26 protein-coding genes, 2 tRNA genes and 1 pseudogene are annotated in these 25492 nt (G+C 62.5%); 22 read left to right on the top strand and 7 right to left on the bottom strand.

The window, feature by feature from the left end:
- A complete protein-coding gene (gene sctU, locus ACZZ0O_RS08465) occupies window positions 1–1074 on the bottom strand; it encodes a type III secretion system export apparatus subunit SctU (RefSeq protein ID WP_463592421.1) in 1074 nt (357 codons plus the stop codon).
- Between the two features lie 213 nt (window positions 1075–1287).
- Between sctU and ACZZ0O_RS08470 the strand changes: the two genes are divergently transcribed.
- The 9 genes from ACZZ0O_RS08470 (at window position 1288) to sctC (ending at window position 8906) form a co-directional block, all read left to right on the top strand.
- A complete protein-coding gene (locus ACZZ0O_RS08470) occupies window positions 1288–1743 on the top strand; it encodes an HrpB1 family type III secretion system apparatus protein (RefSeq protein ID WP_463590528.1) in 456 nt (151 codons plus the stop codon).
- 38 nt (window positions 1744–1781) lie between these two features.
- The gene (locus ACZZ0O_RS08475) at window positions 1782–2174 is read left to right on the top strand and encodes a type III secretion protein HrpB2 (RefSeq protein WP_463590529.1); all 393 of its coding nucleotides are present in this window, start codon (window positions 1782–1784) and stop codon (window positions 2172–2174) included.
- A gap of 1 nt (window position 2175) precedes the next feature.
- Window positions 2176–2940 carry a type III secretion system inner membrane ring lipoprotein SctJ gene (sctJ, locus tag ACZZ0O_RS08480; RefSeq protein ID WP_463590530.1) on the top strand — a complete coding sequence of 255 codons (765 nt, stop codon included), beginning with the start codon at window positions 2176–2178 and terminating at the stop codon, window positions 2938–2940.
- 9 nt (window positions 2941–2949) lie between these two features.
- Window positions 2950–3579: a type III secretion protein HrpB4 gene (locus tag ACZZ0O_RS08485; protein WP_463590531.1), complete on the top strand. Its 630-nt coding sequence runs from the start codon at window positions 2950–2952 to the stop codon at window positions 3577–3579.
- A complete protein-coding gene (sctL, locus tag ACZZ0O_RS08490) occupies window positions 3564–4265 on the top strand; it encodes a type III secretion system stator protein SctL (RefSeq protein WP_463590532.1) in 702 nt (233 codons plus the stop codon). The genes ACZZ0O_RS08485 and sctL overlap by 16 nt, the downstream gene beginning before the upstream one ends.
- Window positions 4255–5583: a type III secretion system ATPase SctN gene (gene sctN, locus ACZZ0O_RS08495; RefSeq protein ID WP_463590533.1), complete on the top strand. Its 1329-nt coding sequence runs from the start codon at window positions 4255–4257 to the stop codon at window positions 5581–5583. Before sctL ends, sctN begins: the two co-directional genes overlap by 11 nt.
- On the top strand, window positions 5576–6085 hold the full coding sequence (locus ACZZ0O_RS08500) for a type III secretion protein HrpB7 (RefSeq protein WP_463590534.1): 510 nt from the start codon (window positions 5576–5578) through the stop codon (window positions 6083–6085). The genes sctN and ACZZ0O_RS08500 overlap by 8 nt, the downstream gene beginning before the upstream one ends.
- Window positions 6082–6912 carry a type III secretion system export apparatus subunit SctT gene (sctT, locus tag ACZZ0O_RS08505; RefSeq protein WP_463590535.1) on the top strand — a complete coding sequence of 277 codons (831 nt, stop codon included), beginning with the start codon at window positions 6082–6084 and terminating at the stop codon, window positions 6910–6912. The genes ACZZ0O_RS08500 and sctT overlap by 4 nt, the downstream gene beginning before the upstream one ends.
- 176 nt (window positions 6913–7088) lie before the next feature.
- Window positions 7089–8906 carry a type III secretion system outer membrane ring subunit SctC gene (gene sctC / locus ACZZ0O_RS08510; RefSeq protein ID WP_463590536.1) on the top strand — a complete coding sequence of 606 codons (1818 nt, stop codon included), beginning with the start codon at window positions 7089–7091 and terminating at the stop codon, window positions 8904–8906.
- 78 nt (window positions 8907–8984) lie between these two features.
- On the opposite strand, the gene xopA is transcribed toward sctC, so the two are convergent.
- Entirely contained in the window at window positions 8985–9380 is a 396-nt protein-coding gene (xopA, locus tag ACZZ0O_RS08515; RefSeq protein WP_463590537.1) for a XopA/Hpa1 family type III secretion system protein, read from the bottom strand.
- A 375-nt stretch (window positions 9381–9755) separates the two neighbouring features.
- Here xopA and ACZZ0O_RS08520 point away from each other — a divergent pair, with 375 nt between their 5' ends.
- Window positions 9756–10328, top strand: a complete 573-nt coding sequence (locus tag ACZZ0O_RS08520; protein WP_463590538.1) for a lytic transglycosylase domain-containing protein — start codon at window positions 9756–9758, stop codon at window positions 10326–10328.
- 95 nt (window positions 10329–10423) lie between these two features.
- Here ACZZ0O_RS08520 and ACZZ0O_RS08525 read toward each other — a convergent pair.
- Window positions 10424–12025, bottom strand: a pseudogene (locus ACZZ0O_RS08525) (hypothetical protein).
- Between the two features lie 1680 nt (window positions 12026–13705).
- Between ACZZ0O_RS08525 and ACZZ0O_RS08530 the strand changes: the two are divergent.
- From ACZZ0O_RS08530 to ACZZ0O_RS08550, 5 genes are all read left to right on the top strand, one after another.
- The gene (locus ACZZ0O_RS08530; protein ID WP_055853244.1) at window positions 13706–14284 is read left to right on the top strand and encodes an anthranilate synthase component II; all 579 of its coding nucleotides are present in this window, start codon (window positions 13706–13708) and stop codon (window positions 14282–14284) included.
- 202 nt (window positions 14285–14486) lie between these two features.
- On the top strand, window positions 14487–15119 hold the full coding sequence (locus ACZZ0O_RS08535) for a flavin reductase family protein (RefSeq protein WP_463590539.1): 633 nt from the start codon (window positions 14487–14489) through the stop codon (window positions 15117–15119).
- 126 nt (window positions 15120–15245) lie between these two features.
- Complete coding sequence (gene trpD, locus ACZZ0O_RS08540; protein WP_463590540.1) at window positions 15246–16283, top strand: anthranilate phosphoribosyltransferase; 1038 nt, start codon at window positions 15246–15248, stop codon at window positions 16281–16283.
- Between the two features lie 141 nt (window positions 16284–16424).
- Entirely contained in the window at window positions 16425–17222 is a 798-nt protein-coding gene (gene trpC, locus ACZZ0O_RS08545) for an indole-3-glycerol phosphate synthase TrpC (protein WP_311239007.1), read from the top strand.
- On the top strand, window positions 17215–17931 hold the full coding sequence (locus tag ACZZ0O_RS08550) for a haloacid dehalogenase-like hydrolase (RefSeq protein ID WP_463590541.1): 717 nt from the start codon (window positions 17215–17217) through the stop codon (window positions 17929–17931). Before trpC ends, ACZZ0O_RS08550 begins: the two co-directional genes overlap by 8 nt.
- A 317-nt stretch (window positions 17932–18248) precedes the next feature.
- Here ACZZ0O_RS08550 and crp read toward each other — a convergent pair whose 3' ends face one another.
- Window positions 18249–18941: a cAMP-activated global transcriptional regulator CRP gene (gene crp / locus ACZZ0O_RS08555; protein ID WP_055853235.1), complete on the bottom strand. Its 693-nt coding sequence runs from the start codon at window positions 18939–18941 to the stop codon at window positions 18249–18251.
- Between the two features lie 137 nt (window positions 18942–19078).
- Between crp and speD the strand changes: the two genes are divergently transcribed.
- Entirely contained in the window at window positions 19079–19873 is a 795-nt protein-coding gene (speD, locus tag ACZZ0O_RS08560) for an adenosylmethionine decarboxylase (RefSeq protein ID WP_005990692.1), read from the top strand.
- Between the two features lie 163 nt (window positions 19874–20036).
- Window positions 20037–20351, top strand: a complete 315-nt coding sequence (locus ACZZ0O_RS08565; RefSeq protein WP_055853233.1) for a DMT family transporter — start codon at window positions 20037–20039, stop codon at window positions 20349–20351.
- A gap of 610 nt (window positions 20352–20961) precedes the next feature.
- Here the strand turns inward: ACZZ0O_RS08565 and coq7 are convergent.
- The gene (gene coq7 / locus ACZZ0O_RS08570; RefSeq protein ID WP_323522823.1) at window positions 20962–21615 is read right to left on the bottom strand and encodes a 2-polyprenyl-3-methyl-6-methoxy-1,4-benzoquinone monooxygenase; all 654 of its coding nucleotides are present in this window, start codon (window positions 21613–21615) and stop codon (window positions 20962–20964) included.
- Window positions 21616–21796: 181 nt separating this feature from the next.
- Here coq7 and rplM point away from each other — a divergent pair, with 181 nt between their 5' ends.
- Both rplM and rpsI read left to right on the top strand, forming a co-directional pair.
- Complete coding sequence (rplM, locus tag ACZZ0O_RS08575; protein ID WP_006451009.1) at window positions 21797–22225, top strand: 50S ribosomal protein L13; 429 nt, start codon at window positions 21797–21799, stop codon at window positions 22223–22225.
- Between the two features lie 2 nt (window positions 22226–22227).
- Window positions 22228–22620, top strand: a complete 393-nt coding sequence (gene rpsI / locus ACZZ0O_RS08580; RefSeq protein ID WP_055853228.1) for a 30S ribosomal protein S9 — start codon at window positions 22228–22230, stop codon at window positions 22618–22620.
- Between the two features lie 482 nt (window positions 22621–23102).
- Here the strand turns inward: rpsI and ACZZ0O_RS08585 are convergent.
- A tRNA-Gln gene (locus ACZZ0O_RS08585) sits at window positions 23103–23176 on the bottom strand.
- Window positions 23177–23229: 53 nt separating this feature from the next.
- A tRNA-Met gene (locus ACZZ0O_RS08590) sits at window positions 23230–23306 on the bottom strand.
- Window positions 23307–23424: 118 nt separating this feature from the next.
- Here ACZZ0O_RS08590 and ACZZ0O_RS08595 point away from each other — a divergent pair.
- From ACZZ0O_RS08595 to bfr, 3 genes are all read left to right on the top strand, one after another.
- Window positions 23425–24042 (top strand): RNA pyrophosphohydrolase, encoded by a 618-nt coding sequence (locus ACZZ0O_RS08595; protein WP_055853227.1) that lies wholly within the window; start codon window positions 23425–23427, stop codon window positions 24040–24042.
- A gap of 80 nt (window positions 24043–24122) precedes the next feature.
- Complete coding sequence (locus tag ACZZ0O_RS08600) at window positions 24123–24332, top strand: (2Fe-2S)-binding protein (RefSeq protein WP_115526897.1); 210 nt, start codon at window positions 24123–24125, stop codon at window positions 24330–24332.
- Window positions 24333–24601: 269 nt separating this feature from the next.
- Complete coding sequence (gene bfr / locus ACZZ0O_RS08605; protein WP_055853222.1) at window positions 24602–25072, top strand: bacterioferritin; 471 nt, start codon at window positions 24602–24604, stop codon at window positions 25070–25072.
- Window positions 25073–25492 lie beyond the last annotated feature (420 nt).

Consider the following 25492-nt stretch of genomic DNA (forward strand, 5'->3'; position numbering starts at 1 on the left):
CTAGCAGTGCAGCGGACCGCTGCCGTCATCGTTGTCGTGGCCCAGCTCATCAACCCAGCGCAGTACCACTGCCACCGTTTCGAACAGCGATTCGGGGACCGCCTCGCCCAGTTCGACCTGATGCAGCGCACGCGCCAACGGCGGGTTCGCCACGATCGGAATTCCCTGGTTGTGCGCATAGGCACGCAGTTCCAGCGCACCGTCGTCCACGCCTTTGGCAACCACTTGCGGCAGACCGAAGCCGTCCGGTTCGTAGGCCAGGGCGACCGCGTAATGAGTCGGGTTGACTACCAGTACCTTGGCCTTGGCGACGCGTTCGCGCGGGTCGCCGAAGACCAGTTCCTTGGCGATTTCCTTGCGCTTTCCCTTCAGTTCCGGGTCGCCTTCGCTTTCCTTGTGTTCGCGCTTCTGCTCATCTTTGCTCTGGCGTTTGTCGCGAATGAACAGCCAGTGCTGCACACTCCAGTCCGCCGCGCCTATCAGCACGAACACCAGTACCGCCAAGGCGCACAGAATGCCCAGCGCACGCCACCCGATCTGGGCGATGTCAGCGGTTGGCTGGTAGGCCAACCCGATGATGGTCGGCATGAGTGCACGCAGGCCGTACCAAAGCACCACGCCGATCAAGAAGGCCTTGACGCCGAGCTTGAGCAGGTTAATAAGACTTCGTAACGAAAAGAGTTTTTTTACGCCGTTCACGGGATTGAGCGAATCGAACTTGGGCGCCACCGGTTTGAGCGAGGCATTCATACCCGTCTGCAGAAAGGTGCCGAGCAATCCGGCGGCCAGGCACGCGACCACGAAAGGCAGCGTCAACAACACGGCCTGGATACTGATGCGACCGAGCGCCCGGTGCATGGCCGTTGCATCGCGCGTATTGGCGTTGAAATCGAAACCGATCAACATCAATGCGCGCATGTGGTCGACGAAATAGCTGCCTGCCAGTTTCATCACCAACAGCGCGGCCAGCAGCACTGCGGCGGCAGTGACGTCCGGGCTGATCGGGATTTCCCCATCCCTACGCGCATCCTGCAGTTTCTTTTCGGTCGGCTTCTCGGTCTTCTCATCCGACATGGCGATCTCCGGCCGCTGTTGCTGCGTACCGACTGTGACTGAGTCGTCGCCAGGTAGTCGGCTTTTGAGGCGAACGTATCCGTGGGTGGGCGAAGTGGGCAAGGTTTGTTCGTCACGGTAGTCCGATGTTCGCTTCTCAAAAGTTCTGGTCGCCACGGACGCGTAGCGTTGTGCACGCATGCTGTCCACAGCAATTCAATCAAGAGGTACGGTATGGAAAATTTGGAATGTCCCGGTGAGGTCGTGAGTGGTCTTATCGAACTGATCACGGTCGGACTGACCCACGAAAAAATCGCAGAGGCCGCAGAGGTACTGGCTGCAGTGCGGGTGCTGCGGCCGGAGTTGAAGGCGCTGGATACCTTCGATGCGTGGATTTCGATCAAACGCGGTAATTATCTTGAGGGCGCGCGCTTGCTGCGCGAGCTGGAGGCCGATGCCGGCTCCAAGCCATTGTGTAAGGCTTTGTACGCCTGCTGTCTGTTTGCGGTGGGCGACCAGTCGTGGCACGGCGTTGCAGAGGGGCTGATCGAAGAGGACACCGATGCCGATGCCGTTGGCCTGGTCAAGGCGCTGTCAGGACGCTACACCCCAACTCCTGGGCAACCCGACCCGGCAGACGAATCCGCTGTGCCGATGGACGTTCCCAACGCGCTCTATCTGCGCGCCTGACCCAGATCCACCCAGCCAGCCAGCCAGCGGAGCATGTCATGACGCTCATTCCTCCTGTCGTACCGATCATGCCCAGTACAGTCCTGTCCACGCAGGCGGTGCCGCCGGTGGCGGCGCCGAACCAGACCCTCATCGCACGCTTTCAGGCATTGATGCAGTCCTCAAGCCCGCTGCCGCCTGCCATGCAGCGCGTGGGAGAGCCGAGCATCATTAGCCAGATGGTCGACGTGCAGAACGATGGAGTGCGGGCAATGGCCGAGCATGTCGATGCCTTCGGCGCCAAAGCGCCAACCATGGGGATGGAGGAAATTGCGGCTGAGGAAATGAAGTTGGTCAATGAGCTGACGATGGTCGGTTTCAACCTCAACGTCAGCGTCAGCGTGGCACAGTCCGGCAAGAGCGCCGTGCAGACACTGTTCAAGAACCAATAGCATGCGAAAGTTTCGATATCTGTCGGCGTTGCTGCTCGCGCTGCTGCTAGCTGGCTGCGACCAGCAGCTCTATTCCGGGCTGACCGAGAACGACGCAAACGAGATGCTCGCCGTGCTGCTGACTGCCGGTGTGGATGCAGAAAAGGTCACACCTGATGACGGCAAGACCTGGGCGATCAACACGCCGCGCGATCAGTTGTCGTATTCGTTGCAGGTGCTGCGCTCGCACGGCATGCCGCGCGAGCGGCACGCCAATCTCGGCGAGATGTTCAAGAAGGATGGCCTAATCTCCACACCCACCGAAGAACGCGTGCGCTTCATCTACGGGGTGTCGCAGCAATTGTCTCAGACCTTGTCGAATATTGATGGCGTGATTGCGGCAGATGTGGAGATCGTGCTTCCCAATAACGACCCGCTGGCCGCCTCGGTCAAGCCCTCCAGCGCTGCGGTGTTCATCAAGTTTCGCATTGGTAGCGATCTGACCAGCCTGGTGCCCAGCATCAAGACGCTGGTGATGCACAGCGTAGAAGGACTGACCTACGAAAACGTCAGCGTCACGTTGGTGCCAGGTGGGGCGGAAAGCGATACACAGCTCTCCGACTCGGCGCCTTCGCGCGCCCGGGCGTGGCCTTGGCTGGCTGGATGCGCAATGGCGCTGTGCGTGGCGCTCGGTGCGGCAGCGCTTTACTGGTGGCCGAACGCCAATGCACGCCGCTGGGGCGGCTGGCAGCGCCTGCGCGAGTTATCCAGAAGACATACTGGGTGAGGCCGACGGATGGACAATGCACGCATCAACAACACGGCACTGCGGCTCCAACGATGGACGACGGCCGTGTCCGCCCTGGCGCAATCGCTGGATACAGACCGGGTGGCCCACTGGCTGGGCCCGATCGCAGCATTGGGCTGGGAACGCGCGCCTGCCCAGCGTCGTGTGCGCGTGATCCAAGCCTGGTCGGGATGCTCGAGCATGCAGGTCTCCACGCTGGATCCGCTGGCCAATCGGCTGGTCGCGCTCGCGCCCGATCTGCTCGCCAAGGTATTGATGAGCCGCGCGTTGTTCTCGCGCGCAGTGGCGCTGCGCCGCTGCATCGAACGCGAGCGCTTGACCTGGTTCGAGCAGCGGGTGGGACCGACAGTGCTTGACCATGTACGCCATCGCGCAGTCACCGGCATGACAGAGCCGCTGTTGCCGAACGATGCCGACCAAGCGGCATGGGTTGGCGATGGCTGGCGTCGAATGGAGGCCGACGGCGCCTGGCCCGACTCCTGCATCGCCAGGATGGTGTCGCTGTCCTTACCGTTGGGCGCTGCCCACGTGGCGTCCATCGCGGCAGATGGCGCGAGCAGTGCGTTCATGCGGGCGCTTCCCACCTTGTTGCCGGAGTTGCTATGCGTTTGTGGCTGAGGTCTACACCGGAGGCGGTCGGCCTGGACTGCGACGTCATCCAGCGCGAGGCGCTGGCCTGCGTGCTTGAGCTGGACGCGGCGACTGCGCAGGTACACGCGCGTTGCGCGCAGACATTGAAGGACGCCCAGACGCGTGCAGAGGCGCTGATCGACGCGGCCCAACAGCAGGCCGAGGGGATCCTCCAGGACGCCCACAAGAAAGCCGAGCGCAGCGCACGCCTGGGTTATGCCGCCGGGCTGCGCCGTCGGCTCGATGAGTGGAACGAGCGCGGCGTGCGGCAGGCCTTCGCGGCCGAAGACGCCGCACGGCGCGCGCGCGCGCGCCTAGCCGAGATCGTCGCCCAAGCCTGCGAACAGGTTCTCCACGGGCACGATCCCGCTGCGCTGTACGCGCGCGCTGCACACGCACTGGACGGCGCCCTGGATGAGGCGAAAGCCCTGCGGGTGAGCGTGCATCCCGATGCGCTGGACGACGCCCGGCGCGCCTTCGATACGGCCGCGGCTGCCGCAGGCTGGAGCATGTCGGTGGAACTATGCGGTGACCCGAGTGTGGCCCTGGGCGCCTGCGTGTGCGAATGGGATACCGGCGTGTTCGAGACCAATCTGCGCGATCAGCTACGCAGCATCCAGTGCGTGATCCGTCGGGTCCTGGCCGCGCCGCAGGCGGTGTCGGATGACGACTGAAATGCCGGTGCTGGAGGCGACGCTCGATCGCGAATTGGCGGCACTGGTCTTCGGTCGTCGCTACGGCAAGGTGGTCGAGGTGATCGGCACCATGCTCAAGGTCGCCGGGGTGCAGGTCAGCCTGGGCGAAGTGTGCGAGTTGCGCCAGCGCGATGGCATGTTATTGCAGCGCGCCGAGGTGGTGGGCTTCAGCCGTAATCTGGCTTTGCTGGCGCCGTTTGGTGACCTGCTGGGGTTGTCGCGTGAGACGCGTGTCATCGGGTTGGGGCGCCCACTCGCGGTGCCGGTCGGGCCGGCGCTGCTGGGACGGGTGCTCGACGGCCTTGGCGAGCCGGCGGACGGCCTGGGCCCAGTCGCAGGCGAGGACTGGGTGCAGATCCAGGCACAGGCGCCGGACCCGATGCGCCGACGCCTGATCGAACAGCCGATGCCGACAGGTGTGCGTATCGTAGATGGCCTGATGACGCTGGGCGAAGGCCAGCGCATGGGCATTTTTGCCGCAGCCGGTGTCGGCAAGAGCACCTTGATGGGAATGTTTGCGCGCGGCACTCAGTGCGACGTCAACGTCATCGTGTTGATCGGCGAGCGCGGACGCGAGGTACGCGAATTCATCGAGATGATTCTTGGAGAAGATGGCCTGGCACGCAGCGTGGTGGTGTGCGCGACCTCCGACCGCTCCTCCATCGAGCGCGCCAAGGCCGCATATGTCGGCACCGCCATCGCCGAATATTTTCGCGATTTGGGCATGCGCGTTCTGCTGATTATGGACTCGCTGACGCGCTTTGCGCGCGCACAACGCGAGATAGGTCTGGCCGCCGGCGAGCCCCCCGCTCGTCGCGGCTTCCCGCCATCGGTGTTTGCCGAGTTGCCGCGCCTGCTCGAACGTGCTGGCATGGGCGAGACCGGCTCGATTACCGCGTTCTACACTGTGCTGGCCGAGGACGACACCGGTAGCGATCCGATCGCCGAGGAAGTGCGCAGCATCCTGGATGGCCATCTGATTCTCTCGCGCGAGATCGCTGCCAAGAACCAGTATCCGGCCATCGATGTGCTGGGCAGCTTGAGCCGGGTGATGAGCCAGATCGTGTCTGCCGAGCAACGCCAGAATGCCGGCCAGCTGCGGCGCCTGCTGGCCAAATACAACGAGGTTGAGACCTTATTGCAGGTCGGCGAATACCGCCAGGGTAGCGATGCGGTCGCCGACGAGGCGATTGCCAGGATCGATGCGATTCGCGACTTTCTCAGCCAGCCCATCGATCAGCTCAGCGACTATGACACCACGCTGGAACAGCTTGCCGGCGTGATCGATGATGCGTGAGCGTGCCAGCATCTGGGCGACGTTGGAGCAGCTGAAGACGCGTCGTCACGAGCGGATGCAGGAGCGCCTGAGCGACTGCAGGCGTGCGCTGGAGCAGTGCGACCGTGAGCACGCCAGTTGCGGTCAGGAGGCGAACGCCTGCATCGTGAATCTGTCCGCGCTCGATGCCATGCTGGCCAACAAGGCCGGCGCGGGTAAGCCGATCGGCATCGATACGTTCCTGCAGCACCAGCGCTTCCGTGCAGTGCTGGAGGAGCGCTGCCTCGCCGCAGAGAAGGCGCTGGTCGCAGCGACGCAGACGGTGCAGAGTGCACGCGACGAGGTCGCAACGGTGCAACAGATGGTGAGCAGGCTGCAGGCGCAGGCGCAGGTGTATGCGGAAAAAGCCGCCAGCGCGCAGCATGCCTTGCAAGTCCAACGCGAAGCGGCCGAGGAAGAAGATGCGATCGAAGCGTTGATCGGGCTGCGTCTGCATCGTGCCGCACGTGGAGCGGTGCAATGAACGACACCGCCAATGCGTTGCTGGCGCTGTCATCCCAGGGCGTGTCGCTGCTGACGTTGCTGGCGCTATGCGGGGTGCGCGTGTTCGTGATGCTCTTCGTGCTACCTGCAACCGCGCAGGACAGTGTTCCCGGCATGGCGCGCAACGGCGTGATCTATGTGCTGAGTTCGTTTATCGCTTATGGACAACCGGCCGATGCGCTGGCGAGGATTGAAGCGACCGGCCTGGTGGGGCTGGTGTTCAAGGAAGCCTTCATCGGCCTGTTGATCGGATTTGCCGCATCCACGGTGTTCTGGGTTGCCGAGAGTGTGGGCCTGCTGATTGACGATGTGTCCGGCTACAACAACGTGCAGATGACCAACCCGCTGAGCGGTGAGCAGAGCACGCCGGTCTCGACCGTGTTGATGCAGTTGGCGATCGTGTCCTTCTACGCGCTGGGCGGCATGCTGATGCTGCTCAGTGCGCTGTTCGAATCGTTTCGCTGGTGGCCGCTGAGCCAGCTCACCCCGGACATGGGAGCGGTCGCCGAGTCCTTCGTCATCCAGCAGACCGACGACATGATGGTCGCAATCGTCAAGTTGGCCGCCCCCTTGATGTTGGTGCTGGTGCTGGTGGATCTGGCCATCGGCTTTGTAGCGCGCGCCGCCGACAAGCTGGAACCTTCGAATCTGAGTCAACCGATCCGAGGGGTACTGGCGCTGCTGTTGCTCGCATTGTTGACCAGCGTGTTCATTGCGCAATCCGGTGACTCACTCGGCTTCCTCCACTTCCAGCAGCAGTTGCACGATGCCGCGAACATTGGCGACAAAGGGGGGGCATCGAATTGATCATTGTTGAGACATCGAGCGCCGTGCGCTACCTACACTAACCACACGTGCCTGCCATGTATGGCCGGACGCCCTGTCCGCAGCCTGTCTGCAGGGGGTACGCAATCCCCTGCCGGCGCCTGTTTGCCAGGCGCCTCCCTATAGACTTCTTTCACTTGCCTCGCAGAGGGAACGCCATGGCATATGCCTGTCCTCCAGTTCACCGCCACCTACGCGCGCCGTTGGTCGCTGCACTGCTGCTCGGCTTGCTACCGCTGCTACCGCCGCATGCCAACGCTGCGCAGGTGCCGTGGCATTCACGCACCTTGAAATACGTAGCCGACCGCAAGGATCTCAAGGAGGTGCTGCGCGACCTGTCCGCCAGCCAATCCATCACCACCTGGATCTCACCGGAAGTGACCGGCACGCTCAGTGGCAAGTTCGAAGCCAGCCCGCAAAAATTCCTTGACGATCTATCGGGGACGTTCGGTTTCGTCTGGTACTACGATGGCGCAGTGCTCAGAATATGGGGCGCGAACGAAACCAAGAATGCGACCTTGAGTCTGGGTGCTGCATCGACGAGTGCGCTGCGCGATGCGCTTGCGCGCATGCGGCTGGACGATCCGCGCTTTCCGGTCCGTTACGACGAAGCAGCGCATGTTGCGGTAGTGTCCGGCCCGCCAGGCTATGTGGATACCGTCATCGCGATCGCCAAGCAGGTCGAGCAGATCGCCCGCCAACGCGACTCCACCGAGGTGCAGGTGTTTCAGCTGCATTATGCGCAGGCGGCCGATCACAGCACCCGCATCGGCGGGCAGGACGTCCAGGTGCCGGGCATGGCTAGCCTGTTACGCGGCATTTACGGCGCGCGTGGTGCACCTGGGGCGGTGCTACCCGGGCCGGGCGCGGCTTTCGGGCGGGTACAACCGATCGGCCACAATTCGTCCAATACCTTCGGCCCCGCTGCGCAGAGCCCGAGTGGTGGGAGTGGGAGCGGCATTCTCGGATTGCCTGCGTCGTGGTTTGGCGGTGGCTCGCCGTCCGAGCGGGTGCCGGTCAGCCCGCCGTTGCCGGGCAGTGGCACCAATGCGCCGGCCAGTGTCTGGCCAGAAATGAGCCACGCCCGCCGCGATGGGCCACTGGCGGTGGATGCAGGCAGCGGCGGCGAGCTGGCGTCCGACGCGCCGGTAATCGAAGCCGACCCACGCACCAACGCCATTCTCATTCGCGACCGCCCCGAGCGCATGGCCGCCTATGGCACGTTGATCCAGCAGCTCGACAACCGCCCCAAGCTGCTGCAGATTGATGCCACCATCATCGAGATCCGCGACGGTGCCATGCAGGATCTCGGCGTGGACTGGCGGTTCCACAGCCGACGTGTGGATGTGCAGACCGGCGACGGGCGGGGTGGCCAGCTTGGCTACGATGGCAGCTTGAGCGGTGTAGCAGCAGCGGGTGCAACCGCGCTGTTGGGCGGGACGTTGACCGCTGTCCTTGGCGATGCAGGGCGTTACCTGATGACGCGCGTCTCGGCGCTTGAGCAGACCAACAAGGCCAAGATCGTGTCCACCCCGCAGGTGGCGACGCTGGACAATGTGGAAGCGGTGATGGATCACAAGCAACAGGCATTCGTGCGTGTCAGTGGTTACGCATCCGCAGACCTCTACAACCTGTCTGCAGGTGTGTCGCTACGCGTATTGCCGAGTGTGGTGCCGGGGTCGCCAAGCGGACAGATGCGCCTGGATGTGCGTATCGAAGACGGGCAGTTGGGCGCCAATACCGTCGATGGCATTCCCGTCATCACCTCCAGCGAGATCACCACCCAGGCGTTCGTCAACGAGGGTCAGAGCCTGCTGATCGCCGGGTATGCCCAGGATACCGATCAGACCGATCTGAACAAGGTCCCCGGGCTGTCCAAGATCCCACTGGTCGGCAACCTGTTCAAGCATCGCCAAAAGAGCGGCTCGCGGCTGCAGCGTTTGTTCTTGCTGACCCCACATATCGTCTCGCCCTGAGCAACGCTGCGGGGCGCAGCCGATGCTGTGACAACGTGCAGACTGCCGCGTGGCGCGGCAGCCTGCACGCATTGCCAATCAGGCTTGGCCGGTGATGCTTGACAGGTTGGCGTTGAAACCGCCACCCAAACTGTTGCCGCCCAGGCTGCTATTAACAGAACCGCCGCCGCCCATGCCGGCGCCGCCTTGGTTCTGCATCAGCTGCATCACGATCTGCATCAGCATCTGCGTCAACGGACTCAGACCGTCCTGTTTACCGTTCTGCGGTTGTTCGTTACCAGACTCCTGATTGGCATCACTGCCCTGGCTCTGTTGCAGCATCATCATGATGAACATGGCGAGCAACTGATCCAGCTGTTGCTCGGAGTCAGCCGAAGGCGATTGCTGACTGGAGTTCTCGTGTTGCTGAGGCCCGATGCCCATCGTCTGCAGGTTGCTGAAATTCGAAAAGTTGTTTCCGATAGATGAGGCCATGGTGATTCCCGTCTCATGTGGTTGAACTGGATAAATCGCGGATTGCCGGAAAGCTGCAACGGTAAGATCGCAACGGGGACACTGCACTGTCCCCGAATGCAAAGTAGAAGAGGCAACGGCGATGCATCTGCCAGGACACGAAGGCGCGCTTTTGCTTGCGAACCTGATTGCGGTAAACACACGGAAAATGCAGGAAAAATGCTGTTTTGCAACGATGTGTGTTGTGATTTCGTTTACGTCATAGACGCTTCGTCCAGCGTGTGCATGCGTATGTACAGCACCGTTATGGTGTCACGATCGAGCGGAGCGTCGGGCCAACCGGGTGTGCGTCCACTCCGCTACGTTGCTGGAATGAATGACGATCAGGTGACAGACATGAAAGAGACCGATACGCCGACCACGTGTGCGTCTGTGCACGGCACGGATGTCTGGCGTCAACTGTGTTGGGCCGCGCTCTCGAGAAACATACGCGTAGGCGCGCGATGGTGCGCTCTCCAGCCCAGGCATGCCGTCGCCCCTAGGCGACGCGTGTTGATTGCGGCGGCGTTGCTGTGCGCCGCCCCGCTCGCACGCGCAGACTGTTTTGAAGAAGCCGCCGGCTATCAACATGTCAATCCATGGGTGCTGCGTGCCATTGCATGGCAGGAATCACGTGGCCGTGCCGACGCGATCCATCGCAACAACAACGGCACGATCGATTATGGAAAGATGCAGATCAATTCGATCCATCTGCGGCGCCTTTCCAGTTACGGCATCTCCAGGGACACGTTAATGCAGCCGTGCGTCAGCGTGTATGTTGCCGCCTGGCGGCTGCGTGAGATGACCAATAAATATGGGAATACCTGGGCCGCCGTGGGCGCCTATCACTCCGAAACGCCCGCCGAGCGCGATAAATATGCGCATGCCATCCACGCGATTCTGACCAAGCGCGGCGTGGTTGCCGAGTAATGCTGCTGCGACCGTGGTAGCGCGTGTGGTGCAGCACAGGTCATCATGCCAGCCGCACCCGCCTGGTGGTGGGTGCGGTGGTTTGATCGCTGTGCTTACTCCACTTGCGAGCGAGATGCCTCGGCTGCGCGAACGGCGGCATCGGCTTGCCAGGTGGCGCCGATGGTCTTGTATTGCATGCCGGCGACCACGCCGGACACCGTATTGGAGAGCAACCCTCTGCGTGTGGGCGACAACCCGAGCCACGCGCCGATCATGTTGATGGCGGTACCAAGCGCGATATTGGAATTGATGGCGGCCGTGCGTGCGACCGAATGATCCATGACCCGCTCATAATCCTCGCGCTTGCCCTTCCACTCGGGTTCCCAGATCTGCTTCGTCGGCTTCGTGTTGGGTGGCGTTGATCCAGTCCAGCGTCTCCAGGCCGACATTCAAGGCCGTGGTCACCGCCGATTGACGAAGGATGACGCTGGTCGCCTCTCCTTGGGTGAAAGGCGAGTTCAGGCCGGCCCAGCGCTGCCGGGCCGCTGCAAAGTCCGGCGATGCCAGCTCGTTCGATGCCAGATTGGTCAGGACGTTGGCCATGCCGTAAAACCTGCCGGCGCTGGTAATATGCGGATCGCTGATGCCGCCATTGGAGCGGTTCGGGTCGCGCATTCCCACCATCTTGAATGTTGCCTGGATGGTGTCGCGCGCTGCGGCATACGCGGCGATCTTCAGATCGGTGGCCAGCAGCCTGGCCGCCATCTCCGGTTGGCCCGCTGACTTGCCGGCCGCACCCACGGCGATGTTGCTCAGGATGCCGCCCAGCGCGAGCCGGGTGACCAAATCCGAGTAATGTTGCTGCTCGGCTTTCTTGTGATTGCGTTCGTCGTCGGACAATGCATCCCACTGTTCGAGACTGAGATTGTGGAAGCCTCGTGCAGCCGCGTCGGGATTGCGGTTCTCGCGATTGCTTCGCAGCGTATGCAACGCCATCTGCAGCGTGCCGGAGACTGCCTGTATGGCGACGACCGCTTCGGGCGGAAGCTGACGAAGAGCGGCAAACAACCCTTCGCCCAGCAACTCACGCGCGAAGGTGGTCGGTCCCACCGAGCTGGCCTGATGCACCAGATGCCCCAGCGCAGCGCCCAGGTATTGCTTGTCGACACTGATCGGTAGTACGCCGCGTGCTGCAGCCGCCACTGCGGCGGCGGTCGGTCCGAGGACGGTGCGTACGCCACGCGCTGCACCGGTTCCGATCGATGCAGCCAGCGCACCCAGACGCTCGGTTGTTGTGCTTGTGCTTGTGTTTGCGCTGGCTGCTGCCTCAGGTGCGGTGGTCGTTGCAGATGTGTGCACCGGCGGGGCCGGTTGTTCGTGAAGGATTGGAGGCGTATCAGACGGTTCCAGGAAGTTCCTGGTGCTGTGGAAGTGCTCGCTGGTGCTCTCTTCGTCGTGCAGGATCGACGCGTCTGCGGCATGCAGCAGCGGGCTCTCACCAGTGTGCTGGTTTCTGTCGGCAGCGCTGCCAGATCCTGTGTTGCGCTCCGAGTTGCCGCGTCGTCCGGATGGTCTGCGCGCCAGGCCCGACAGTGCAGGGTCTGCCGCTGGTGTGGCGTCTGGTTGCGCTGCTGTAGCTGCGGCATTTCGATCACAAACTCTGCATTTGTCGATCGCGCTGACTGGGAAGTACTGGCTGAAGGGATCTTCGTCACGGCATGTCCTCGCTGTGGTGGGGAAGGCAGCGTGCTGCCACCCGGGTTGCAGGGCTGCTGACGTGCGGCGTTGACAGCCGGCGCATCGTTCGATGGACGCATGCCGGTGCCAGCCTCGATTGCAGCGCTAGGGTCGCTGGTGGCCGGGCGACGCGTCGATCGACACGACAACGCTCTCCACGTGCGGCACGCAGACACGGTCTGGCGCACGTGCCGTCATCAACGGTCCGGGCAAAGACAGTGCGAATTCCTCGGCGTGCAATCGAAGTGCTCAGGCGTGCCCTGGCCTTCATGGCCACCTTGTGTGGCATGCGTCATCGTCGTCAGTGACTCGAAAATGCCATCAAGCCGGAGACGCGCGACGCTTCAATTGCGAAATGATCAATCCCCAATGGAATATGTCAGTCGTTGTGCGGATGGAATGTGTCTGCTGTCGGGCGTGTCTTCGCCTACCCGAAGACACCGTCGTGTGCGTTCTTCGGCGAGATAAGCCAATTGCTGCACAGCCCATTGCACGCGCTGGCGAACGGTGTCGAGCACCGCGCCGGCAGCGGCGGTTGCCGCGTCTGTGGCTTGCTGTCCGGGGTGTGGCCCTGTGCCAGGCGAGCGAGATCGATCTGTGTGGAGGCGGTGATCATCCGGCCTACGATCGGCAGGTGGCGTCGGCTTAGACCTTGTCCAGCGCCTGATTCAGCGCCAAGGACAGGGCCGCGCGCGCCTGGAAGATTGGACTGCTTCAACGCGTTTTCTAGCCAAGACAAGCGTTGCACCTGGTGGGCCAGGCTTCTCCATGGAACGACCCGCTCAATCGTTCGCTGATGGCGTGACAGCGACGCGTTACACGGAAGTTGGTGGTTTGCCTGAACAGCACGGCAGCCTCATCGCCCTTGCCTAATTCTGGCCTCAAGAAATACCGATCACTGCCTTTAGCGCCAGCTCCTAACCAAACGGCAGAGGTCGCCATGTTTTTCTCCGACGGTCACAAGGTCGAGGCGTTGACCAAGGCGATTGAAGCCATGTTGAAGGGGGCGCCGCGCAGTGGCCGAGCAACGGTCCCGCCCTGCTTCTCAAGAAGATGGCAGAGCGCTTGTGTGTCGCCCACCAGGAGCGTGACCTGGCGAAGGTCCAGGCGGCTGATGCGGCCACGAGCAACGTGCCGGGATCGAGCAGATCAATCAAACCATTGCCCAGATGGACGCAGCGACGCAGCAGAATTCAGTGCTTGTTGACACCATGGCATCGTCCGCCCGTGCACTCGAGGATCAAGCAACCGCATTGGTGGAGAGTGTTGAGAGCAGCTCACGCAGCATCAATGGAAAACCAGCGCTCGCATTGGTGGCCTGACACCTTGTGTCGCCCCAGCGCCGCCCTGCGACTTGGTGGTTTCACGAAGCAGGGCGGTGCACTAGGAGGCGGGCGTCAGACGGCGCTTGAGTGACGATCTGGTCTGCGTCGGCGTATCAGCCGACTGCGTGCCGCCCTAGGCGCGTGGCTGGGACTCACCTGTGCGCGGGGAAGCGAATTGCCCGGGAACGCAGCAGCGAGCCCGTGCGAAGATATGCTTTGGTGTTGCTCGCTTCCCAGTCGCTTGGGTGTCACACAGGTTTGAGGGTGTCAGGGCGGGTATCAATGGACGGTTTCGGGCGATGTCCCGTTTAAAAACAAGAAGATAGGCCTGACATGTTACTGATGCTCGACAACTACGACAGCTTCACCTACAACCTCGTGCAGTACCTGCAGGCACTGGGCGCCGAGGTCACGGTGGTGCGCAACGATGCGATGAGCGTCGATCAGATCGCCGCGCTCAAGCCCGAGCGCATCGTGATCTCGCCCGGCCCATGTACGCCCAACGAGGCCGGTATCTCGTTGCAATTGATCGAGCAGCTCGGCCAGACCACGCCCATCCTTGGTGTGTGCCTGGGTCACCAGAGTATCGGCCAGGTGTATGGCGGCGATGTGATCCGCGCCGGCAACATCATGCATGGCAAGACCTCGCCGATCCGCCATGAGGGCAAGGGGGTGTTCGCCGGCCTGCCGGACAGTTACCAGGCCACGCGCTATCACTCGCTGGTGGTGGACAAGACCACCCTGCCGGATGCGCTGGAAGTCACCGCCTGGACCGAGAATCCGGATGGCTCGGTGGAAGAGATCATGGGCCTGCGCCACCGTCAGTTCCCGGTGGAAGGCGTGCAATTCCATCCCGAGTCGATCCTGACCCAGCACGGTCATGCCCTGCTGAAAAACTTTCTGGAGCGGTGATCGCGATGGGCGCTACACCTGTTGCCGCTGGCGGTGCAGCTTGTCTGGGCAGCGATGCATCCGCGTGGCACTACTGCGCCGGCACGCGTGCCTTCCGCGCAATACGCAGTGGATTGCTGACGGCTTCGCTGCAGCACACAGATAGCGAAGCCGCCGCTGAGCAAGGCCTGCACGCTGCACAATTCGCCAAGGTCGCTTCACGATGAACACGTCCAACGACAGCATGCACTTCTACGAACCGGCGCACGGCCACGGGCTGCCACACGACCCGTTCAATGCCATCGTCGGTCCGCGCCCGATCGGCTGGATCGGCTCGCGCAGCGCCGAGGGCATCGCCAATCTGGCGCCGTATAGCTTCTTCAACGCCTTCAACTACACCCCGCCGATCGTCGGGTTTGCCAGCATCGGCCGCAAGGACAGCTTGCGCAATATCGAAGCGACCGGTCAGTTCACCTGGAATCTGGCCACGCGCCCGCTCGCCGAAGCAATGAACGCGAGCGCGGCGATGGTGCCGTCGGACGTCGACGAGTTCGCGCTTGCCGGCTTGCAGATGGCGCCGTCGCGTTTGATCGATGCGCCGCGTGTGGCGGCAAGCCCGGTCAGTTTCGAATGTCGGTTGAGTCAACTGGTGCAGCTGCATAGTGCAAGCGGTCAGGCCGTAGAAACCTGGCTGGTGCTTGGCGAAGTGGTGGGCGTGCATCTTGCGCACGCCGCGCTCGATAACGGCGTCTACGACCCGGCCAAGGTGCAGACCATTTTGCGTGCCGGTGGCCCGGCCGATTATTTCGAAGTGCAGCCGCAGGCGCGCTTCCAGATGCGTCGGCCCGGCCAATGACCGACTGACCGCATCGATTCGGTCCTGCGCACCTGGCTGCCTGTAGCAGCCCTGCGCAGTGATCCCTGCGCGACACACTGCAGGCCCTCGCTTGCAGCCGTTTTCCTTCTGTCTATGGCCGTTCCCATGCCCATCACGCCCCAAGAAGCCCTGCAGCGCACCATCGAACATCGCGAAATCTTCCATGACGAAATGGTCGAATTGATGCGGCAGATCATGCGCGGCGAAGTCTCCGACATGATGGTCGCCGCCATCCTCACCGGGCTGCGGGTCAAAAAGGAAACCATCGGCGAGATTGCCGGCGCCGCTACCGTCATGCGCGAATTTTCGCGCCGCGTGGGGGTGAGCGATCGCCAGCATATGGTCGACATCGTCGGCACCGGCGGCGATGGGTCGCATACGTTCAATATCTCTACCTGCGCGATGTTCGTGGCCGCCGCCGGCGGTGCCAGGGTGGCCAAGCACGGCAACCGCAGCGTTTCATCCAAATCCGGCAGCGCCGATGCGTTGGAAGCCCTCGGCGCGGTGATCGAATTGCAGCCCGAGCAGGTTGCTGCATCGCTGGCGCAGATCGGCATCGGTTTCATGTATGCGCCGGTGCATCACCCGGCCATGAAGGTGGTGGCGCCGGTGCGTCGCGAAATGGGCGTGCGCACCATCTTCAACATCCTGGGCCCGCTGACCAATCCGGCCGGTTCGCCCAACATCCTGATGGGCGTGTTCCATCCGGATCTGGTCGGCATCCAGGCGCGCGTGTTGCAAGAGTTGGGCGCCGAACGCGCCTTGGTGGTGTGGGGGCGCGACGGCATGGACGAACTCTCGCTCGGTGCCGGTACCCTGGTTGGCGAACTGCGCGACGGCCAGGTGCGCGAATACGAAGTGCATCCGGAAGATTTCGGCATTGCCATGTCAGCCAGCCGCAACCTCAAGGTGGCCGATGCCGCCGAGTCGCGCGCGATGCTGCTGCAGGTGCTGGAGAACGTGCCCGGCCCGGCGCTGGATATCGTTGCGCTCAACGCTGGCGCTGCGCTGTACGTCGCCGGCGTTGCCGACAGCATCGCCGAAGGCATCGTGCGCGCCCGCGCCGTACTGGCGGATGGCTCGGCGCGCGCCAAACTGGATGCGTATGTCGCCTTTACGCGCCAGGTCGGCGCATCGCACTGACCATGCCTGGCGCTGCAATGCTTCGGCAATCATGCGGCGGCATCTTCACCCTTCCGCAGGCATGCTGCGCAGGTTGGCGTGCAGCTGCGGCCCATTGCGGCCGTCTTGACCGATAATGCCCGCCCGCCAGGACCCGATACAATGAGCGATATTCTCAACACCATCCTTGCCCGCAAGGCCGACGAAGTCGCCGAGCGCAGTGCGCGCGTGCCGCTGGCCGAGCTGATCGCGCGCAGCGCAGACCTGCCGCTCACGCGCGGTTTCGCCGCGGCCATGCAGGCCAGCATCGCTGCCGGCGACCCGGCCGTGATCGCCGAAGTAAAGAAGGCCAGCCCGTCCAAGGGCGTGATTCGCCCCGATTTCCACCCCGCCGACATTGCGGTCAGCTACGAATTCGGCGGCGCCAGTTGCCTGTCGGTGCTGACCGACGTGGATTTCTTCCAGGGCGCCGATGCCTACCTGCGCCAGGCGCGCGACGCCTGCACGCTGCCGGTCTTGCGCAAGGATTTCACCGTCGACCCCTATCAGGTCTACGAAGCGCGCGTTTTGGGTGCCGACTGCATTCTGTTGATCGTCTCGGCGCTGGAAGACGCGCAGCTGGTCGATCTGTCCGGATTGGCGATGCAACTGGGTCTGGACGTGCTGGTGGAAGTGCACGACATCGACGAGCTCGAGCGCGCGGTGCAGGTGCCGGTGCCGCTGATCGGCATCAACAATCGCAATCTGCGCACCTTCGAGGTGTCGCTGCAAACCACGCTGGACATGCGCGCCGCGGTGCCGCGCGACCGCATCCTGGTCACCGAAAGCGGCATCGTCACCCATGCCGATGTTCAGCTGATGCGCGGCCATGGTGTGAACGCGTTTCTGGTCGGCGAGACCTTCATGCGCGCGCCCGAACCCGGCGAGTCGCTGCGTCAGCTATTCTTCGCGCATGACTGAGTCGTTTCCCGCACCGCGCGACGATGCGCCGTTGGTGGTCTTCGACTTCGACCACACCTTGTACGACGGCGATTCCGGCAGCCATCTGTTTGCCTGGTTGATCAAGCGCAATCCGTTACGTCTGCTGGTCGCGATATTGGCCTCGCCGATTCTCGGACCCATGGTGGCGATGCTGCCCACCCGCCGCCGCGGGGTGTCCGGCTACGTCTGGATCGCCACGTTCGGCCTGCACCGCACGCGCGAGTTCAATCGCTTCATCGATGCTTACGTGCTCAAGCATGAAGCGCAGATCCGGCAGCGTCTGCTTCCGCATGCATTGAAAGTCTTCACCGACCACCGTGCCGCCGGCGATCGCGTGGTGGTCGCCACCGGCGCGCCGCCCGAGCTTGCGCGCGCGATTCTCGGGTTCGTCGCCCATCAGGACGTGCCGGTCATCGGCAGCCTGGTCGGGCCACGGCTGGGCGCGGTCACTGCGCGGCGTCACTGCCACAACGAAGAAAAGATGCGCATGCTGCGCGAACGCGGCTACGCGGACATCGCCATCGCGTATTCGGACAGCACCGCAGATTTGCCGTTGTTGAAGGCTGCACGCGCGCCGGTGGTGGTCAATCCCAAGGCCAATCGCGAAGACCTGTTCCGCCAGGTGCTGCCCGCCGGCACGCCGATCCTCAACTGGGGTTGCCGCGACCGTGGTGGCAAGGCGCTCTGAGACAGGCGCAAGCCTCTATGTGGCGGATTGTGTGGAACTGACAAAGACATCGCCCAGTCCAGCTACCGGCCGCCCGCCTCGCAAGTGAGATAGGCGGCACGCACATGAGATCGCTGCAAGCAACGGATCGTCAGGACTGTGATGCAGTCGCGATGCAGACCGTGCGGTCTGATCGGGTGAAAACACTCGTATAAGAGGTATCGCGCAAAACTGCACTATTGCGGCGCGCCAAGCGAGCCCAAGAACACAGCAACATTGCCTAAATTCTGCCGTCTCGGCATGCAGCCAGTGCACTGGACACTGGCTGCATCGTGCACTTAGCGCGTGCCGTACAACACGACAGTCTTGCCGCGTGCATGCAGCAGGCCATCGGCCTGCAGCTTCTTGAGCACACGTCCGGCCATCTCGCGCGAGCAACCGACCAGGCGTGCCAGCTCCTGTCGCGAGACACGCAGCTGCGTGCCCTGCGGATGGCTCATCGCTTCCGGCTCCTTGGACAGATCGTGCAAGGTGCGCACGATGCGGTCGGTCACATCCAGGAACGCCAGGCGGCTGGCTTTCCTTGTGGTGTCGAGCAGCCGTTTTGAAAGCTGAACGCCCAGCGCGTAAAGGATACGGGGGGCATCCGGCGACAAACTGGTCTGAAACAGCTGCTGCAGGCGCTCGTAGCTGATCTCCGCCAACTCGCACTGGGTGCGGGTGCGCAGGATCACCTCGCGCGTATCGGATTCGATGAACAACCCCATCTCGCCAACGAACTCGCCGTTACCGAAGTAGCCCAGCACCAACTCACGATCGTCATCTTCCTCGGCAATGATGCTTACCGAGCCGCTGATGACGTAGTAGAGGGTGCCGGCCGGGTCTCCTGGCCGGAACACATCGGTCCGGGTCGGATAGCGCCTGCGGTGGCTGTGCGCAAGAAAACGCTCAATGGTGCCTGCGTCCAGCGCCAGCGAAGGGGAAGCGTTACGTACCGTCGTAGTGACAACCGTCGTGTTTCCTGGGCTCATGGTAGTTCCGCGTGTAATTCCTGAAGCTTAACGGCATGAGTCATGCAAGGTAAACCATTCTTAACATCGGCATTTCGTTGCTGGGATCTTTGGCTCATAATTGTTTCCTTTCCCGCCTTCCATAAGGACAGACCGACGTGGTCAAGCCGTTGCCTCGCCTGAGGCTACAGGGGTTCAACAACCTCACCAAGGCGTTGAGCTTCAACATCTACGACGTCTGTTACGCGCGTACTGAAGAGGAGCGTCAGCGCTACATCGAGTACATCGATGAGCAGTACGACGCCGATCGTCTGACGCAGATCCTGACCGATGTGGCCGAGATCATTGGCGCCAACATCCTCAATATCGCACGTCAGGACTACGATCCGCAGGGCGCATCGGTAACGATCCTGATTTCCGAAGAGCCGGTGATCGACAAGAAGCAGGCCGGCAAGGAGCTCATCTCCGACGCTGTGGTTGCTCATATGGACAAGAGCCATATCACTGTTCACACATACCCGGAGACGCATCCGCAGGAAGGCATCGCCACGTTCCGCGCCGACATCGACGTTGCCACCTGTGGCGTCATCTCGCCGCTGAAGGCGCTGAACTACCTGATCGAGAGCCTGGAATCGGACATCGTGATCATGGACTACCGCGTGCGCGGCTTTACGCGTGACGTGAAGGGTAAAAAGCACTACATCGATCACAAGATCAACTCGATCCAGCACTTTCTCGCCAAGAATGTGAAGTCGCGTTACGAGATGTTCGACGTCAACGTCTATCAGGAAAATATCTTCCACACGAAGATGCACCTGAAGGATTTCGATCTCGATCAGTACCTGTTCGAAGAGCGTGCCAAGAACCTGTCGTTCAAGGAGCGCATGAAGATCGAAACGCTACTCAAGCGCGAGATCGAAGAACTGTTCCACGGGCGCAACCTGAGCGAGTAATCGCAAAGAACGACCGCTTGCGCGCCTGTGTGCAGGTGCGACAACGACTCAAGGCGGGACGGCCCGCCACGCGATGACCTCGCGTTCCACAGCCGACGGCGGCCCAGTGTGCAGACACTGGGTCGCTTTTTTTGTCCGTTTTTTTCTGTTGAGGAGTACTGCAATGCCCTGGATTTATCTCGTACTGGCCGGCCTGTTCGAAATCGGCTTCGCCCTGGGTCTGAAATACAGCGACGGCTTTACGCGGCTGTGGCCAACCGTGCTGACGATCAGCTTGGCCGGCATCAGCCTGTGGTTTTTGACCCAGGCACTGAAGACCATTCCGGTCGGCACCGGCTACGCGATCTGGACCGGTATCGGTGCGCTGGGCGTGACCATTGCCGGCATCGCCTTGTTTGGCGACAGCGCATCGTGGTCGCGTCTGGCCTGCATTGGGCTAATCGTTGCCGGTGTGATCGGCTTGAAGTTGGTCGGTTAGTCATCCCCGCTACGCGGGCCTGCCCCCCCCAAAGGTTTGCTTCGCAAATCTTGGGCCCCGACTCCGTGGCTGCCTATCCCCGCGCCCTCGGCCGTGGCCATGCACGCTTCGCGGACCTGACCCCCAAGGTTGCTTCGCAAATCTTTGGGCCCCGACTCCGTGGCTGCCGATCCCCGCGCTTATCAGCGCGCCCCCTTAACAAAGGGGGCTTTGCCCCAGTTGGGCGCTGCGGGGCGTGCTGCGATGTTTTAGCAGGCGACGAGTCGCGTGTTGCGCTTTATGGCCTGCTTGCGCTGCGATTGCTGCTAGGGATTTCGACTCCGTCGCTGCTTCTTGCTGCTGGTTGGGCGCAGCCATGTTGTGCTGAGTGGGCACTGCTTTCGAAGTGGTTGTGTTGACGGCAGGCTGCGTTTTCGCAATCACTTTCGGCCCGCGTTGCAGTGGTGTTTCTTACTCTACGGTGTGCGTGTCACTGCAGGCCGGAACCTGCTTGCCAACTGCCAACTGCCAACTGCCAACTGCCAACTGCCAACTGCCAACTGCCAACTGCAACCGGCAACCGGCAACCGGCAACCGGCAACCGGCAACCGGAAATTCCCAGTCCCCAATCCTAGAAGCGGTAAGCGACGGTCTTCATCAGCTTTGAGGCCAAAGCCATGGCGGTGGGGATGGGGGGCGGGAGGATGCGGGCGCCGGCTTGTTCGGCCTGGTCGGCGTGGCGGGCTTCGTCGATCTTCATCACGCGCAGGATCGCGCGGCTGCGTTGGTCGATCTCCGGCAGGGTTTCGAGATGTTCGTCCAGGTGAGCTTCTACCTGGCGCTCGGTCTCGACCACGAAGCCCAGGCTCCAGTCGTCGCCGCGCAGCCCGGCCAGGGCGCCCAGCGCGTAGCTGCCGGCATACCAGACCGGGTTGAGCAGGCTGGGGCGGCTGTCCAGTTCGTGCAGGCGATCCGCGCACCAGGCCAGATGGTCGGTTTCTTCCTGCGCGGCTTCCAGCAGATGGTGCTGGGTGTGCGCGTCGCGGGCGACCGCAGCCTGGCCGAAGTACAGGCCTTGCGCGCACACTTCGCCGACATGGTTGATGCGCATCAGGCCGGCAGCATGGCGACGCTGGTCTGGTTGCAGCGCGACATCGGGGGTGTCGGCAGCGGGGTTGGGGCGCTCGGCGGGCGGGTTGCCGAACACGGTCTCCAGCGCGCGCTGGGCTTCGACCAGCAGCCGATCGAGCGGGCTGTGCAGTCGGTTGGGGGAGGTCTGGGTCATGCGTCGATTCTGGCGCCCGGCCGATCCGCTGCCAACCGCCTTGACCCTGACAGACGCGCGACTTGCGCCGCTGCGGGCTGCCGCGTACAATCCCGCCTCTTCTGTTTCGCCTTCACAACGCGTGGCAAAGTTCCAGCGGTCATCGCCGCTGCAATCCGCCCGACTACTCAAGAGCTTCCTCATGACTACGTTCACCGCCAAGTCCGAGACCGTCCAGCGCGACTGGTATCTCGTTGACGCCGCCGGCAAGACGCTTGGCCGTCTCTGCACCGAACTGGCTAGCCGCCTGCGCGGTAAGCATAAGCCTATCTATACCCCTCACGTCGATACTGGCGATTACCTCGTGGTGATCAATGCCGAAAAGATCGTGGTCACGGGCAACAAGCTGAAAGACAAGAAGTATCACCGCTTCACCGGCTACATCGGTAACTTGAAGACCGAGAGCCTGGAGCAGGCGCTGCAGCGCCACCCGGAGCGCGTGATCGAAATCGCCGTCAAGGGCATGTTGCCGAAGGGCCCCCTGGGCCGCACCATGTACCGCAAGCTCAAGGTGTATTCGGGTGCCGAGCATCCGCACGCCGCCCAGCAGCCGCAAGTTCTGGATATCTAATCATGGCTATCACGCAAAACTACGGCACTGGCCGCCGCAAGTCCTCCACCGCTCGCGTGTTCCTGCGCAAGGGTACCGGCAAGATCACCGTCAACGACCGTCCGCTGGATGAGTTCTTCGGCCGTGAGACGGCTCGCATGATCGTGCGTCAGCCGCTCGAGTTGACCAAGAACACGGAAAGCTTCGACATCCTGGTCACCGCCTCCGGCGGCGGCACCACCGGTCAGGCCGGTGCGATCCGTCTGGGCATCTCCCGTGCGCTGGTCGAGTACGACGAAACCCTGAAGTCCGAGCTGCGCAAGGCTGGCTTCATGACCCGCGACGCCCGTGAAGTCGAGCGTAAGAAGGTCGGTCTGCACAAGGCCCGTCGCGCGACCCAGTTCTCCAAGCGCTGATCCATCGCGTTTGCTGCGTCCCGGCTTGCTGGGACGACTGCCTCAAAAGCCCGGCATTGCCGGGCTTTTGTCGTTTTGCAGTGGTGCTGGCCGGAATCCTTGTTGGTGTGCGCGGTAGGGCGACGGCTCTGATGGCGGCTCCCGGCGCACCGAGGTCAGTGGCTGGCGCGCGGATCGGTGTTTTGGTGTGGCAGGGGCGTGAGTTGGTGCCGGTCACCTGGTGTATGCCCACGTCTGTGTGCGCGCATGGGAAACGGTCGGTGACATTCCTGCGCGACAAGGCGGCGCTCCGGTGCGCGGCAGTTGCCCTATTTCGCTGAGATGTCGAAGGTTTGGGGGGGTGCGTAGTTCTGAGGTAAGCAGTGGCCGAATGCGGGGCGCTGCTTCCACGAGTGGGCCAAAGGCTGTGCAGAGATTCGGATCATCTGCATGAGGCACAGGCAACAAAAAAGGCCCGATCTATCGATCGGACCTTCTGTGTTTGGCTGCCCCGGATGGATTCGAACCACCGATGCCTGAGTCAGAGTCAGGTGCCTTACCGCTTGGCGACGGGGCAATAAAAAACATGTTGTCCCAGAGTATCGCATGCCTGTGCAGGCTTGAATACCGTGGTGGCTATGGGTGGACTCGAACCACCGACCCCAGCATTATGAGTGCTGTGCTCTAACCGGCTGAGCTACATAGCCTAGGGAGCCGGCAATTCTCGCGATGCGCCTGGGTGTTGTCAAGTATTTCGTTTTCAGCTTGTGAGCCGGGCGTCGCCGTGGCAGAGTCGGTCACAGTAGATTTTCAGGAGTCCGCATCGTGATCGATCCGGACGGCTTCCGGCCAAACGTTGGCATCGTGCTGATGCGGAAGGACGGTCAGGTGTTCTGGGCACGACGTGTGCGCAGGGACGGCTGGCAGTTCCCGCAAGGTGGCATGAACACCGATGAGACGCCCGTTGAAGCCATGTACCGCGAGTTGCGCGAAGAAACCGGGTTGTTGCCCGAGCATGTGGAATTGCTCGGCGCCACGCCTGGATGGCTACGCTATCGCCTGCCGAGCCGGGCGGTGCGCCGCAATGAGCGACAGGTGTGTATCGGCCAGAAGCAGGTGTGGTTCCTGCTGCAGTTCACTGGCGACGAATCCCATCTCAAGCTCGACCACACCGATACCCCCGAGTTCGACCATTGGCGCTGGGTGGACTTCTGGTACCCGGTTGAGCACGTGGTGATCTTCAAGCGTGGCGTCTATGCGCGTGCGCTGCGGCATTTGGCGCCGCTTGCGCAGACGCTGGCAGGCCCTGCGGCGGTCGGTGTGATGCCCGAGCGTGCGCTGGAAGCCTGGTTGCCCGGTAGCAGCGCGGCCGGTCACGACAGTCCGCGCAAGCGTCCACGCAAGCGTGGCGGGCCTCGGCAGGTGCGGATTAATAATGATTAACGTTTGGAATTGACACCTATTCTCGTTTGCGGTGCAATCAGCACCGGTCCTCTCCGGATCGCCAGCACCCGACCGATACCGTGTACGTCTGCATCTGTAATGGGGTCACCGACCACCAGATCCGCGAAGCGGCCGAGAACGGCTGCGCCAGCCTTGCCGAGTTGACCATGCGCACCGGGTGCGGATCCAATTGCGGCTCGTGCCTGGACATGGCGGCCGACCTGTTGAGGCAGGCGCACGCGACCCGCGCGCTGCCGCTTCCGTTGCTGGGTCTGGCAAGCGCTGCCTGAGTGGTGTGGGGCGCGCTTCGGTCGCTTCCAGCATGTGACGCGGATCTGGCTGCGTTGGCGACTCAATCAGCGGTTGGCATGCAAATGCTGTATCACGCGGTGCACGCTTAGTCGACAGGCTCTCCCGCGTCCCCCAGTTGCTTTCCATGCGGCATGCGTGGATTCGTAGCCGCCCGGTCGGCATCACGCAACTGATCACGATTCGCGTTCCTTCATGCGCCGCGCCAACGCGTTAGAGTGCGGCCGGCTCACTGTCTCGGAGACATCGCATGAAGGGCGATACCAAAGTCATCGAGTACCTCAACAAGGTGCTCTACAACGAACTCACTGCGATCAACCAGTACTTTCTGCATGCCAAGATGCTGAAAAACTGGGGCCTGAAAGAACTGGCCGAGCATGAGTACAAAGAATCCATCGACGAGATGAAGCATGCGGACAAGTTGTCCGACCGCATTCTGTTTCTCGAAGGGCTGCCTAATTTTCAGGCGCTCGGCAAGCTGCGCATCGGCGAAAACCCGACCGAAATGTTCCGCTGCGACTTGACGCTGGAGCGCGAAGCGGTCGCCGTGTTGCGCGAAGCGGTGGCGTATGCCGAAACCGTCAACGACTACGTGAGCCGCCAGTTGCTGGTGGACATCCTGGAGTCGGAAGAAGAGCACATCGACTGGCTGGAAACCCAGCTGGATCTGGTGGCGCGGATCGGCGAGCCGAATTACCTGCTGACCAAGCTGGACGACTGAGCGCGCGCTCAGCGTGGTGTTGGTCGGCGTTGTGTTGAGAGCAGCGCAGATGGTGGTTAGTGAGCGCGTGCCATGATGGGGAGCATGCAAGCGCTGCGGGCGATGCGTGTGTGTTGTGCTGTAGCTGCTTGGCTGCCTGTGGCATCGCGCGCACGCTCACTCCAACCCCCGCTCCGCGCCCCAACCCGCGTTTGCGACGCGGGCGCTCCAAGGCACGCGCGCCAGTGGCGTGAGACCTCTGCCTTCTCGCCCCGTCGGGCGAGAGGCTTTATTAGATTCCCTCGCGCATCGCGTGAGTGTGCGTCGAGCGAAGGTTTGCCGCTGCTGCGTTGTGAGTGGATCAGCGCCTCTGCGGAACTTCAGTCTGTCCAGTGCTGCTCAGGTAATGCTCCAGCGCTGCCCAAGTACCGCTGCACATGC

Source organism: Xanthomonas sp. AC360, assembly GCF_979258225.1.